The organism is Legionella rubrilucens (genome assembly GCF_001468125.1).
GTDB lineage: Bacteria > Pseudomonadota > Gammaproteobacteria > Legionellales > Legionellaceae > Legionella_C > Legionella_C rubrilucens.
The window spans coordinates 1-13,639 of the sequence record NZ_LNYT01000007.1 but is presented as its reverse complement, the minus strand read 5'-3'; the positions used below and the strand labels follow the sequence as shown (position 1 = coordinate 13,639).

The window sequence follows — 13,639 nt, the reverse complement described above, 5'->3', positions numbered from 1 at the left end:
CCTATCAATTCATTAAACTCATGAGGTACAAATTTGAACTATAAGTTTGTTTTTTCTAACAAACATTAAATCAGTGCCCCATAATTGCCCCTAGATATATAAAATAAAATCAAATATTGAGTTTTATCATATATATATGAACTCAAATCGTAGGATTAATATTCCCATGTTGTTTTTTCTGAGCTATAGTCTGTTGTGAATTAACGTGTATTTTTATGTATTATGGCAACCATCGAAGAAAGAGTTAACGCTAAGGGAAAAACCAGGTATCGAGTCAAAATTAGATTAAAAGGGTACCCCACTCAGCAAGCTACCTTCCAAAGAAAAACTGACGCACAAAATTGGGCTAAACAAACTGAAGCAGCTATCCTTGATGGTCGTCACTTTAAAACAAGTGAAGCCAAACGAAGAACACTTGCAGAAATGATTGATCGATATATTAAAGAAATCATTCCACATAAACCTAAAAATAGCAAAAATACAACCCTCCATTTAAATTGGTGGAAAAATGAACTTGGCCAATACAGTTTAGCGGAAATATCACCCGCCATTATTGCAGAAAAAAGAGATAAATTAGCAGCAGGTATCACCTCCCGAAATAAACTCCGTTCTTCCTCCACTGTGGTTCGTTATATGGCTGCCCTATCGCATGCTTATTCCATTGCAGTAAAAGAATGGGGATGGATTGATGATTCACCTATGCGCCGAGTTATAAAGCCTAAAGAACCTCGAGGCCGAGTTCGATTCTTGTCTGATGATGAACGAACCTGCTTACTAAACGAGTGTAAAAAAAGTGACAGCCAATATTTATATACGGCTGTTGTACTAGCTCTTTCAACTGGAGCTAGAAAAATGGAATTATTAGGCTTGCTATGGAAAGATATTGATTTGAATCGGCAGGTCATAATTTTACACGAAACTAAAAATGGTGAGAGGCGTGTACTACATTTACAGGGCCTTGCTTTAGATTTAATCATCCAATTATCAAAGATTCGTCATCTAAAATGTGATTATGTTTTCCCTAATCACAAATTTACAAATCCTATCGATCTACGCACCCCTTTTGAAAATGCTGTAAAACGTGCAGGAATTAACGATTTTCGATGGCATGACCTGCGACATAGTAGTGCCTCCTATTTAGCAATGAACGGAGCAAGCTTAGCAGAAATTGCAGAAGTTCTTGGACATAAAACACTACAGATGGTTAAACGCTATGCTCATTTATCTGATGCTCATACAGGCAAGGTGGTAGCGAACATGAATAATAAAATATTTGGTGAAAATACATGACAGTTGAATTTCCATTAAAATTTTCATCCTCTGGCTATAACGAGTTACTAAAAAAAATTTTTACTCACATCCATCCTGTTGATTATCTTACATGGAGCAACAGGCGTTATATTACTCTCACCGAATTTGCCTACTTAGCGGCAGGATTTGAGCCATACCATAATGGTTCATTAAATAGTTTACTTATTGAATTAAAGGAAGCAATTCACAATATTGCTAGTAATGAAGTTAGAAAAAATTTTTATTATCTAGATGAAATCGTTCAAAGCCAATTTACTAATTTTAACCGTACTTATAATTCAAGCAATGGTGTCGATTTAATAGATAAGATAATAAGCAATGCCAAGAATCTTTTAAATTATGCAGAAATAATTAATCGAGAGTCCCTCCTCTTTAATGAAAATGATTACGAATTACACTCAAAAAAAAATCATGAGGGAGAATTGATGTGGAGAACTGGCTACTTAGTAGACTGGGCGATAAATATAGCCAGATTCGAAATTCCTGATGAAATCTTACCTTTCGATCGTGATTACAGCATAGACAATGAAATTTTAAAAAAGCAGCTTACTACAATGGATGAAAAACGTCTTGTTCATGAAGGCTGGTTTAATACCAAGGCTTGCAGAGCTCCGAAACTATTAGCTTTGATTGATGGATATATTCAGGAAGAAGAGCTTGTGGCAGCTAACCCCAATAGAAACTTTTCTACTGGAAATATAGCATCATATATACAACGTAAATATGAAGTCATTCGGCCCAGTCAAAATATTGAGCATGCAATAAAAAAACTATCTGAAGTTGCTAGCATTAAGCCAAGTGGATTTTCTTTTAAAAAAAAGGTTACCCAATAAATAGTATTTAAAATCAATTGGATAACTCATTTTTTAGCCTTGGGTACCCTTCATTTGGTTACCCAAGATTACCTAGAATAACCATATAATAATCACCCACAATCTCTCTCGAAAGGTCACAAACTCCTGTGTTCCTATTTAATTAACGAGAGGATATATGGACAATCTAACACAAATCCCTTCCCTTTTCACAGTTAAACAATTTTGTGAAAAACATCCTGCATTTACTCATGGTGGCATAAGACACTTGATCTTCCATGCTTCAACAAATGGTTTAGAAAAAATGAGGGTGTTAATTAGGAATGGTAGGAGAATTTTAATTAATGAAGCAGCCTTCTTTAACTGGATTTCTAATCAAGAGAAGAAGGGGTAGAGCATGGACGAAAAGAAAAGCCCAGAAAATCTGGGCTGCCAAAATGAAACAAAAAAAATTGGATTCAATTCCCTTTCGAATCAACGCAATCGAATGTTAACTGAATTTAAAACAGGAAAACAACTATCTACATTTTTTATTCGAGATATCTTAGGAATCCCACATCCTGCTGGCAGAATAAAAGAATTACGGATTAAACATGAAATTTTAACTCTGTGGACACGTGAATCAGATAGAAATGGCATCACACATCGGATTGCATTGTATGTGTATATGGGAAGTAAACCAAGAATGGGGGGCCATTGATATGTCACGCATAAGAACTATTAAGCCAGAATTTTGGGTTAGTGAGCAGATGATTTGCTGCTCACATCTTACCAGATTACTTTTCATAGGAATGTGGAGTTTCGCTGATGATAATGGCATTCACCCAAAGTCTTACGTGTCTATTAAAGCAGAAGTATTTCCTGCAGATAACCTAACTATTGATACAATTAAATCCTGTATTGATGAGTTAGTTAAAAACAAACTTATCCGTGAATATGTTGTGGAAGATAAATGGTATTGGTTTATTACAGGATGGAAAAAGCATCAGCGAATTGAAAAGCCTACCTATCGCCACCCATTACCTCAATCAGAACTGAAAAAAATCGAAGATACTTCGACGACTATTCCAAGAGTAATCGACAACCCTTCAGGGATTACTAATGGATCCCTCGATGAGTCCTCAACTACGGAATGTAATGGAAAGGAAGGGATAGGAAAGGAAACAAATATATGTGAAGTTAAAACTTCACCTCTGGATGTTGCCGATTCTAGCTTGTTAGCCAACACACAAGATATTTTTCACCATTGGCAAGACGTAATGAACTCCCCTAATGCCAAACTAGACGGCAAGCGCAAAAAGACCATTCAAAAAGCTTTAAAAAACTATAGCGTTGAAGAAGTAAAATTAGCAATTGTAGGCTGTGCCAACACACCATACAACATGGGTGAAAATGATAAAGGCCAAAAGTATGCCGATATTGGCCTCATTCTTCGTGATGCGGATCATATTGAGCGTTTTATTAATAATGCCAAGAAATATAGCACATGGCATGGAGTTCAAAGCACAGATGACTTAATGGCGGGGGTAATTTGACATGATAATGGCTAAAGAAATTTCACAACAACTTGCGCAACGGGCTGAAGAGATTGCTGGATATTTACTGCCGAATGGTAAAAAGTCTGGCGCTGAATGGCGTGTTGGCAGCCTTCATGGAGAATCAGGAAAATCACTTGGCGTCCGTCTTAAGGGTGAAAAAGCTGGTATTTGGTCAGACTTTGCAGAAGGTAGTAAAGGAGATTTACTTGATTTATGGGCATTAACGCGCGGGCTAACACTATCTAACGCGATTAAAGAAGCCTCTCGTTATCTGGGTATATCGCTTCCGCAAAAGTTTGATGGTCACAAGATTTCTAACTTTAGTAAACCTAAATTAAATAATATAAGTGAATTAACTTTATCATCACCTGTTATGAACTATTTGGTAAATGAAAGAAAACTTACAGCTGAAACCCTTAGAACTTATAAAATTGGCGAGCGATATGGCGAGGTTGTTTTTCCTTACTGGCGTAGTGCAGAACTTATATTAATAAAATACCTTAAATTACGCAGAGTGAACGATAAAAAACAAATTTCTGTTGAAGTAAATTGTGAGCCTTGTTTATTTGGCTGGAATCAGATACCAACTAATGCTCGTACAGTAATTATTTGTGAAGGAGAAATTGATGCGATGTCCCTATATCAATATGGCTTACCTGCCCTCTCTGTGCCATTTGGTGGTGGGAGTGGGGATAAACAACGTTGGATTGAATATGAGTTTGACCGACTAGCTATTTTTGATCAGATATATCTCTGTTTTGATAATGATGATGAGGGCTACAAAGCTACGGTAGAATTGATTAATAGATTGGGACGTCATCGTTGCCAAATTGTTACATTGCCGTATAACGATGCAAATGAATGCTTGCAATCTAATGTTTCCCGAGATGTTATTCATCAGTGTTTCGCTGAGGCGAAAACACTTGATCCAGAAGAGTTAAAATCTGCTAGTGAATTTGTTAATCAAGTAATTGGCGAGTTTTACCCATCTCCTGGAGTTCATATTGGATATGATGCTCCTTGGGAAAAAACAAACGGTAAAATTCTGTTCCGTCCTGATGAACTTTCCATTTGGACAGGAATTAATGGGCATGGGAAAAGCCAACTTTTAGGCCAAGTTATCCTTCATATGATGAAACAAGGAGCTCGTGTTTGCATTGCCAGTTTAGAAATGAAACCCAAACGTCTATTGATGCGCCTAACCCGACAAGCCAGTGCTCTAGCTGAACCATCCATTGAATATATTCATGCGATTCATGAATGGTTTGAAGACAAACTCTGGCTATTTGATCTAGTTGGTACAGCAAAATCGAAGCGGTTATTAGAGGTTTTTCAATATGCTCGCCAACGCTATGGCATAGATGTTTTTGTTATTGATTCACTGATGAAATTAGATATTGTTGAGGACGATTATAAATTACAGAAAGCTATTATTGAGCAGCTCTGTGATTTTAAAAATCAACATAATTGTCAAATTCATCTAGTTGTACACCCGAGGAAAACAGAGGACGAATCAAAAGTGCCGGGAAAATTAGATATAAAAGGAACAGGAGCAATCGCAGACTTGGCTGATAATTGTTTTAGTATTTGGAGAAATAAGGGTAAGGAAGAATTGATCAAGAAACAGTCAAGTGGTGCGAAATTAAATGAAATCCAACTAAACACTGTTAATTCCTCAGACTGTAGATTGTATTGCAATAAACAACGTAATGGCGATTGGGAAGGTGCTTTGGGATTTTGGTTTCATCCTGCTTCATTACAATACCTATGTAACCCAGATAAAAAGCCTGTTAGGATAGTTGAATATTCCAAATTGGCTAGATAATTCAACTTAAAAGGTATAGGGCAAAATTGTGCGAAAATTAAATATCGGCAATTACCTTCTGATTGCATTCCTATTTCCAACAGTTGTTTTTGCAAAAATTATCTCTGGTGAAGTAATTAAAATCTCAGATGGTGATACTCTCACCATCTTAACTAATGAAAATAAACAAATAAAAATAAGACTTTCTGAAATTGACGCTCCTGAAAAAAATCAAGCCTATGGAAAAGTCTCAAGGCAAGCACTTGCTGCTCTTTGCTTTCGGAAACACGCTATCATCTATTCAATAGGCAAGGATAAATATGGGCGTACTTTAGGAAGAGTTAACTGTAATGCTATTGATGCAAATGCCGAACAAATTAAAACGGGTATGGCTTGGGTGTATGACAAATATGTTACAGACAAAAGCCTTTACGACTTACAAAAAACTGCAAAAAACCAAAAATTGGGACTCTGGGCTGATGAAAATCCGACTCCCCCTTGGTTATTTAGACGTAACTAATTTCAAAGGGGTTCGATCTGACAAAAGTTGCTCACTCTATCCATATTTTTTCTAATATTGAATCGTTCCAATGCACTAACAGGGTTGACAGTACTTAATTGATTAAAGTTAATTTCGACCCATTTACTCAGCTCAATTTCTACTGAAATAATATACATATCTTCAATTACTCCAGTTGCAGCATTATTTTGCTGAACATAACCCGATAAAATAATTTTTTTTAAGGCTGGTAAGGCTGCAAATATTTCTCCTGTTATCCTAAATAAAATAGCATGAACCAAATGACAAAAATCTTTCCTTGATTGGGTTTCTGACCTTTCCTTAATTAGTAATTTATATCCTCTAGAAGGTATCTCCGCATATTTTTTAGGCATGTCTATCAGATCAGGTAAATCTACATCTAAATAAAGTGTTGATTGGTCTTTAAAATCATAAGATACCTGTGTATCTTTAGCCCACTTAAGATCACTTAGGGTATAAGCAAGAACCTTTTCCATTGCCTGTAAATCTCCACCCACCGCTTGCTCAATTATTGTATTAAAATAATTTTCAGCCTCATCTTCTTCTTTTTGTATTTTATCCCAGTGTGCTATAGCCTGCTCATAAAAAGATAGTTTTTGATTATTTTCCTGTTCAATAATCGATGCTTTTCCCAATAACTTATGCCAAAAACTAACTGTCTTAGTGACAGGTTTTTTGGGATAAGGAAGCGTAAGTCTTGGATAAATTAGTTTGGTCTGGTATGGAGATGGCGTTGTATAATGAAGGCTCATTAATTCATCAAGATTTTTATTAATTTGCTCAGCACCTTGTTTTAAAGCCTGATAAACAATTTCTGGCTGTTCGGCTTTTAATCTTTTTACCAAATTTAGTGGTAAAGTTAATCCTGCGTCAGTCTCAAATAATAATGTTCCAAGATCATCTACTCTAAGTACAACTTTAATAGATTCAGGTGTATCTGAGCCTAAAGATGAAGATTGTTTATTATTTGAATCAAGACGATTTCTAATTGATAAACCAGTCCCGGGTAAACCAATATTTGCAAAAAGCCCATTTTTCCCGACATTAATAGAAGCCCCTCTTGGACCAAAAGATAAACTGCCGCCTTTCTTACCAATATTTAACCTAACACCGGGTATTAAAGTAATTCGTCTTTGAAAACGAAGTGCCACTATTCTTCCTCCTGATGATTTTTCCTAATATTTTGTATTGCATCGCTAAAAGAAGCTGCCAATATCCCCGTAGGCATTGCAATTAATCCAATACCCGTAATAGCTGTAATTGCACCAAATAACTTACCTAGAGGAGTTATTGGATAAACATCACCGTACCCAACAGTTGTTAATGTTGCTATTGACCACCACATCGCTCTGGGTATGCTCCCAAAGTTTTCAGGTTGTACTCCTCCCTCAACAATATACAATATTGAAGAAGACAAAATTAAAGCAAAAACTCCAATAGCAAAACTAATAATTAATTCAAATCGTCTTGAATAAATAGCATGTCCAATGTTCTGCATAGCAACTGTATATCGTCCTAATTTTGCAATCCTTAAAACACGAAGCAACCTGGCTAATCTTAGAATAAATCCTTCAGTACCTAAGGTAGTGAGTAAAATTAATAAAACGGTTAAAAGATCTAAAATTGCTGCTGGAGTTAACATATAGACAAGACGATTTGAATATTTTGGATTTTCTATACTTACCCAGACTCGCGCTACATATTCAATGGCAAAAACAATTGTAAAAATCCACTCCGAAGATAAGAACAACCATTCATGGCCTTGATAAATTGAACGTTCGGTTTCAATAATTGCTAGTAATAGTGAGAGAATAATAATGATAGTGATTGCTTTATTAAGGACGGATAAACCCGGTGATATCCTTAAGGCTGGATCTAAGGACTCTGCAATTTCCCGTCTTAATAACATGCCTTCATCCTCATGATAAATAATCCTTTTTTATTAATTATAGACATTTAAATTAGGAAAATATTAGGTAGGAAACTAAATTCTAAATAACTGAACTACTGTGACTCTCTAATTAGAATTGCACAACTTGCTGCAATCTCAGCAATCTTTAAATTATCTAATCCTCCGTTACCCGCAGTTTCAGAAATACAATTACAAAGTGCACTTGACGTTAATCCAGGATCATTTATTTTGTCTATCATTGCTTCACAAAGACTTTCTTGTATAGGCGATGGAGTATTCCTCCAAATCCCAAGATTCTCACTAGCGGATAAACTATATACTGCCCAGCTCGATTGAAGTAACAGGATAGACATTAATGTCTTTATAATCTTTTTCATTTTGAGATGTCCTTATCTACTTAAGTTACAGCTCACACTTTGTAGATTAAGTATAGACAAAACACAAATTCGCTAAGACAGTTGTTGGGTAGGGATTTTTAGAGTGATTATTATTAGCTAAGCTTAGTTAGCAGAGCCACTATGCGCAGGATTTTGAAGCTCATTTAATGGGGGGATAAGCTCCCCTACACTCACATTTAATGCAAATGCGATCTGGATTAAATTTTGGATGGAAATATTTTGCTCGCCTCTCTCAACCCGCCCCATATAAGTACGTCCCATAGCAGCAGCATCGGCAATCCCCTCTTGTGAGAAGCCTTTGGCTTTTCTGAGCTCTCTGATTCTATCGCCAATTTTTATAAGGTTTTGATGTTTTTCTTTCATTTGAAAAGTTAAAACGATCGCACCCTATAAGTTCCACACCCAATAAGTCGCATTAATTTGTATTTCTCTATATAATCCAATTCGCCGCGACAGTTATGTGCTATATGGAATCAATAAGAACATAAAAGGAGAAGATAAATAAGTAACAACTAAGAGGAGTTATATCATGAGTTTTTCAAACGAGATGCTTTTATCAAAACCTGAAATATATATTTTGATCAGCATCATGACCAATCAACTGGAATCAGGCTATGGCGTGCAAAAAAGCACTCTTTCAGAAAATTTAAAATCAGTAAATGATAATGATTTCTTAAATTTTATAGATTTTAAACTCAACCTAAATATAGAGCGTTTAATAGAAAAAAGGCTAATTGAACGTTCAAATAATTTTCATGAACCCGCTTATTCACTTACATCAGCAGGAACAAAATGGTTGTCTGAAAATGAACATCGCCTCCAAGAATTACTTTCTACTAAATCAGATAAAAATTTAATTGAAGCTTAATACTATAGCTGCCTCCATTTGCGTCTTCGATTACTTTCTCTAATTGCTTGTCGACCAGCCTCAGTTTTAGGTCCGGTTGACAGGCCACCATGCAATTTACAACGCCCATTTACAGCACTATCACTAAAGTTGTCCCAAACAGGCGGAGCCTTACACAAAGTATTTTTTCTGGTTTTAGCATTACATGTTCCTCTTTCAGATCTTCGAAGCCTTGGAGAATTAGCCAATAATGAAATACGAATGTTAAAGTTCTTATCGAAATACAGCGTAGCCATATTAATGCCCCCTATTCCCTATAAATCCAGACCCCATGACGGGCGCGTGTATAGTGTCACCCTTCATTTATTTGATCATAAAAAACCTATGGATTACAGCAGTTTTCATGGGACACTGGTGGGGCACTCAGAGATAAAAAATGGCGATAACCTACAATAGACAAGAACAACTCTTTTAAAGTAACCTCTTGATTTATTTATTGTTATTTGTTGATATTGATGGTCATTTGTTAATCACATATAACTCATAATCCGTTGGTCCTAGGTTCAAGTCCTAGTGGGCCCACCAATGAAATCAAGTAGTTACGGTAGTTTTTAGAAAATTAGAAAAAGTCATGTAGACGCAATGTAGACAGATTATAAAGGAAGATATCATGTCAAGACATGACCAGTCACATAAGGATATGAAGTACTTTATTAATGATAAGGTATATAACTGCCCGTTCTGTAACCGTAGACATGTAAGTTACTATGTGACTAAATACGGTTCTTTCAATAGCTCAAATACTAAAACGACTTACTTTTATGTCGTTACATGCTCTGATGATGACTGCAAAAAGGATTCATTTCATCTGAGCAATTACAATATTGCACTAGTTCATCATTACCAAGGAAGATATACATTTAAAATATCCGCTGAATCCGGAAACCCCATGGCTGAAATTGAAAGTGAGGTTGGTAAACAAAAAAATTACGTTGAGATAAGTAACAAAGAGTATAAACCAATATCCGAACTAGATGATTTATTTTATTATAATGAACCCTCATCATTTTTTACCATAGATGAACGTGTACCAGTATCAATCAGGAAACCTTTAAGTGAATCCTATAACTCTCTAAAAAATAATCTAATTACTGGATCTTCGGCAGGCTTACGAAAAGCTATTTATAAACTATTACAACATGAAGGAATACCTGAAATTAATGATACGGGTGATTTTCACTCTCATGATTTTAGAGTAGATCTTTTAAAACAAAAGCATAAGGATATTGAGCCTAAACTTTTAGATGAGTTAAAAGCAATACATATATTGACCAGTCAAGAATTGCATGAAAACGACTGGGAAGATTTTGATGGCCCGACAATTCGTTTTCTTATTGAGGTAATTAAAGAAGTTCTCAATCATTTGTATATCATACCAGATGAAAAAGAAAAACGTCGGCTGGAGTTAGCTTCGTTAAAATCTAAGGCAAAGCCTAAAAAATCATCTAAGGAAAAAAATGAATGAGAAGACCACACCCAGGGTGTTCATATCATACTCACATGAATCTAGCTCTCATATTGAAGAAGTTCGCAATATAGCCGATATTTTAATTCAAGAATATGGAATAGATGTTATTGGAGACTTTTATGAAGAAGATAACCCAACAGGAGGGCTACTGACTATATTTATGCAAGGCTGTCGGCAAGCAGATCGTATTATTGCAATACTGTCGCCTACATATAAAACTAAGGCCAATGAAGGAAAAGGGGGAGTTGGTTATGAAAGTTCAATAATCACTGATGATTTATATAAAAACATATTATCTGATAAAGTAATTCCTGTTTTGATTAATGAAGGACATAGTTTTGAAGAAAGTTGCCCTGACTTCCTTATGACAACTAGAAAAGCCATCATAAAACAACCGAATATTACAACCACCGAACTTGTTGAAGAAATTGCACGAGTTATCCATCAACAACCTAAAAAACCAAAGCCACCTCTTGGTAGAAATAAGTTAAAAGATGAAAAATTAGAAATCCAAGTTGTTGATGATATTAACATAAATAAGCTTATTAAAGACGATAAGCGTATATTAAATACAGCTAAATATTTTGCTGATAGAGAGGACTATCAAAATTTTAATTTATTGTTTAAAGAAATAAAGGAATATGTTTTTAAAAGCATGAATGACGTTAAAGAAAAAACAATCGAAATTATTCCAAAAAGTACAGATAAAGATCTTCCGGATATAATGAAGCATTTTGTCGATACTGCTTCACCTCTATTTCTAGTTGCATTAGGTGGGGTAATTTCGAGAAGTAAAAATTTTCAAAACCAAGAAGGATTGCTTATAGACTTATTATCAATGGATGATTGGTGGATACAAAATAACTATGAAATTTTAAGAACAGTACCCGAATTATTAGCATTCGTTTACCACCACGTATATGGCGCCTTATTGATTTATAATGGACGATTGCATGAGGTCTCCTCAATATTTAAGCAAAAAATACCTATCAGGCAACCCTCTATTCATTACGAATATTTATACAATGTACCATCAGTTACTGGATTTATTAAATCTCTAGGAAGAGATTATACAAAATCGTTTAATTTTATGCTTTCATCCTACTCAAATTGGTCTTGGTTAAAGCTATTATTTAAAACTGAAGAAGATTGGATGCAAGCATTAGTAAATTTTCAAATGACTATGAATATACTTTTTTATTTCCAGTCATTATCGAATAAAACTTTAACCTCAAATAAAGATGAAATTTTCAACAATCCCGTCATCCCTCCCTCATTTATAATTGCAAATAGGAAATATAAAAACACAGCATTCCACTACTTAATAAAAAACTCTGTTTTTTTCAAAAATTTCTTAAAGAAAATAGAAATCACCTCAGATGAGGCCTGTTCAAGATGGAATGAATTTTTGAAAATGATGGGGTATTTTTACGACTTTAATCTTCGAGAATGTACAATGTATGATACGAAATTTATGGATAGCTTAATGAAATAAAACTTGGTTTAACAAGCTTAGCCCGGGTTCAGGCGCAGCCGTAATCTGGGATATTGGGCTTCGAACATCCCGGATTTCGTTTAACGTCATCCGGGCTTGCTGAGTACAAGCATTTACTTTTTTATACAAAGCAATTTTTCAGGATAGATTTTTGTAGAATATTCTTCAATTGCATCTATCGAATTAAAATTCTTATATCCACAGAAATATTTATTATCTTTAGTACTCGTGTTTGGGTATTCTCTTAATATCTGAATTAATATAAAAAATATTGAAAGGAGTGATTGCCTCGCAATATCTAAACGGGGGTAAGTTAAATCACCATCTTTAATCTGATTTGGATGATGCTCTCTATGGGATAAATATTTATTTCTATAGTCCACTACACACTTGTGATAGGCGCAGAAATCTTCAAAAGATATGGTCATTGATTCTAACAGTTTCTCTCGAAGCTTATTCTTGTCAATTTCCTCACCCAAGTATATTGTTTGCAAATTACTTTTAATACCCATGTAATCCAATAATTTATGATAATGGGTTGGTTCTTCATAAGTTCCAAATAACATACACCAATTGCGCAAAGATAAGTCATAATAACCATTTACAGTGTATGTATACCATCCAGAGTCTATCTGTTGAATGTACTGTTCATTCTCATTAAACCACCTTTTGTAATATAGATACTGAAGACCATCACCAGCGATACCATACATTTGCTTTAAAAGCCTACATTCTGGCTGAGGAAGCCATGCCTCACTAAAACTATCTGAGTTATTCATATATTACCCTTAACCATCAATATTTTTATTAACAGTTCATTTATTGCAACACTTAATAAATATTTAAGCGATTTCCATGTTTGCTTGCAAACAGGGAAATCAAACTATCATTCCTAAACAAAATAATAGTTTATTTGCATACATATAAAAAATACAGGGGACAAACGGGACAAGTGGGGAGCCCACATAAATAAAGGATTAAATGCGTCCCCACCCTTACATTTGAAGGTGGGGCGTAAGGGACAAACAATTGTTTCTGTTTATTAATAAAAACAGCGAGTAGCCTGTTTGCTTGCAAACGGGGAAATCAAACTATCATTTCCTAAACAAAATAATAGTTTATTTGCATACATATAAAAAATACAGGGGACAAGTGGGAAGCCCACATAAATAAAGGATTAAATGCATCCCCACCCTAACATTTGAAGGTGGGGCGTAAGGGACAAACAATTGTTTCTGTCTATTAATAAAAAAACTGTTCTTCTAGCGTAAAGCCAAGCGATCACAATAAATCTTTTATATTTGGAATAGGGTTATATTTAAATGAAGGGATAGAGATATCCTTTTTCTCACTGGAGTTTACAGCTGGGGGATCTGTAAATAATTTTGTGTAATTAGTCATAGCATATAATCTGTCGGCACTGGATAGTGCTGACAAATATGATGAGAACAAC

General features: G+C 35.0%; 16 protein-coding genes. 10 read left to right on the top strand and 6 right to left on the bottom strand.

Annotated elements, in window-relative coordinates:
* Positions 1-222 precede the first annotated feature (222 nt).
* From Lrub_RS03665 to Lrub_RS03635, 7 genes are all read left to right on the top strand, one after another.
* Positions 223-1,290, top strand: a complete 1,068-nt coding sequence (locus tag Lrub_RS03665) for a tyrosine-type recombinase/integrase (RefSeq protein ID WP_058530858.1) — start codon at positions 223-225, stop codon at positions 1,288-1,290.
* Positions 1,287-2,144: a hypothetical protein gene (locus Lrub_RS03660; protein WP_058530857.1), complete on the top strand. Its 858-nt coding sequence runs from the start codon at positions 1,287-1,289 to the stop codon at positions 2,142-2,144. The genes Lrub_RS03665 and Lrub_RS03660 overlap by 4 nt, the downstream gene beginning before the upstream one ends.
* 157 nt (positions 2,145-2,301) lie before the next feature.
* Positions 2,302-2,517 (top strand): hypothetical protein, encoded by a 216-nt coding sequence (locus tag Lrub_RS03655; protein ID WP_058530856.1) that lies wholly within the window; start codon positions 2,302-2,304, stop codon positions 2,515-2,517.
* Between the two features lie 3 nt (positions 2,518-2,520).
* Positions 2,521-2,823, top strand: coding sequence for a helix-turn-helix domain-containing protein (locus tag Lrub_RS03650; RefSeq protein WP_058530855.1), 303 nt, complete (start codon positions 2,521-2,523; stop codon positions 2,821-2,823).
* A gap of 136 nt (positions 2,824-2,959) precedes the next feature.
* Positions 2,960-3,658 carry a hypothetical protein gene (locus Lrub_RS03645; protein WP_133133999.1) on the top strand — a complete coding sequence of 233 codons (699 nt, stop codon included), beginning with the start codon at positions 2,960-2,962 and terminating at the stop codon, positions 3,656-3,658.
* 7 nt (positions 3,659-3,665) lie between these two features.
* On the top strand, positions 3,666-5,486 hold the full coding sequence (locus Lrub_RS03640) for a toprim domain-containing protein (RefSeq protein ID WP_237760744.1): 1,821 nt from the start codon (positions 3,666-3,668) through the stop codon (positions 5,484-5,486).
* Between the two features lie 28 nt (positions 5,487-5,514).
* Positions 5,515-5,985: a thermonuclease family protein gene (locus tag Lrub_RS03635; protein WP_133133998.1), complete on the top strand. Its 471-nt coding sequence runs from the start codon at positions 5,515-5,517 to the stop codon at positions 5,983-5,985.
* A 2-nt stretch (positions 5,986-5,987) separates the two neighbouring features.
* Here the strand turns inward: Lrub_RS03635 and Lrub_RS03630 are convergent, their stop codons facing one another.
* The 4 genes from Lrub_RS03630 to Lrub_RS03615 all read right to left on the bottom strand — a co-directional run bounded on the left by Lrub_RS03630 (position 5,988) and on the right by Lrub_RS03615 (position 8,679).
* Complete coding sequence (locus Lrub_RS03630) at positions 5,988-7,157, bottom strand: DUF4236 domain-containing protein (RefSeq protein ID WP_058530851.1); 1,170 nt, start codon at positions 7,155-7,157, stop codon at positions 5,988-5,990.
* On the bottom strand, positions 7,157-7,915 hold the full coding sequence (locus tag Lrub_RS03625) for a potassium channel family protein (protein WP_058530850.1): 759 nt from the start codon (positions 7,913-7,915) through the stop codon (positions 7,157-7,159). The genes Lrub_RS03630 and Lrub_RS03625 overlap by 1 nt, the downstream gene beginning before the upstream one ends.
* A 95-nt stretch (positions 7,916-8,010) precedes the next feature.
* On the bottom strand, positions 8,011-8,295 hold the full coding sequence (locus Lrub_RS03620) for a hypothetical protein (RefSeq protein ID WP_058530849.1): 285 nt from the start codon (positions 8,293-8,295) through the stop codon (positions 8,011-8,013).
* 123 nt (positions 8,296-8,418) lie between these two features.
* Positions 8,419-8,679, bottom strand: a complete 261-nt coding sequence (locus Lrub_RS03615; protein WP_058530848.1) for a helix-turn-helix domain-containing protein — start codon at positions 8,677-8,679, stop codon at positions 8,419-8,421.
* Positions 8,680-8,845: 166 nt separating this feature from the next.
* Here Lrub_RS03615 and Lrub_RS03610 point away from each other — a divergent pair, with 166 nt between their 5' ends.
* Positions 8,846-9,184: a hypothetical protein gene (locus Lrub_RS03610; RefSeq protein ID WP_058530847.1), complete on the top strand. Its 339-nt coding sequence runs from the start codon at positions 8,846-8,848 to the stop codon at positions 9,182-9,184.
* A gap of 2 nt (positions 9,185-9,186) precedes the next feature.
* On the opposite strand, the gene Lrub_RS15220 is transcribed toward Lrub_RS03610, so the two are convergent.
* A complete protein-coding gene (locus Lrub_RS15220; protein ID WP_412673931.1) occupies positions 9,187-9,459 on the bottom strand; it encodes an HGGxSTG domain-containing protein in 273 nt (90 codons plus the stop codon).
* Positions 9,460-10,112: 653 nt separating this feature from the next.
* Here Lrub_RS15220 and Lrub_RS03600 point away from each other — a divergent pair.
* Both Lrub_RS03600 and Lrub_RS03595 read left to right on the top strand, forming a co-directional pair.
* Complete coding sequence (locus Lrub_RS03600; protein ID WP_133133997.1) at positions 10,113-10,688, top strand: hypothetical protein; 576 nt, start codon at positions 10,113-10,115, stop codon at positions 10,686-10,688.
* The gene (locus tag Lrub_RS03595; protein ID WP_058530844.1) at positions 10,681-12,186 is read left to right on the top strand and encodes an SEFIR domain-containing protein; all 1,506 of its coding nucleotides are present in this window, start codon (positions 10,681-10,683) and stop codon (positions 12,184-12,186) included. The genes Lrub_RS03600 and Lrub_RS03595 overlap by 8 nt, the downstream gene beginning before the upstream one ends.
* A gap of 113 nt (positions 12,187-12,299) precedes the next feature.
* On the opposite strand, the gene Lrub_RS03590 is transcribed toward Lrub_RS03595, so the two are convergent.
* Complete coding sequence (locus Lrub_RS03590) at positions 12,300-12,965, bottom strand: hypothetical protein (RefSeq protein WP_058530843.1); 666 nt, start codon at positions 12,963-12,965, stop codon at positions 12,300-12,302.
* Between the last annotated feature and the right edge of the window lie 674 nt (positions 12,966-13,639).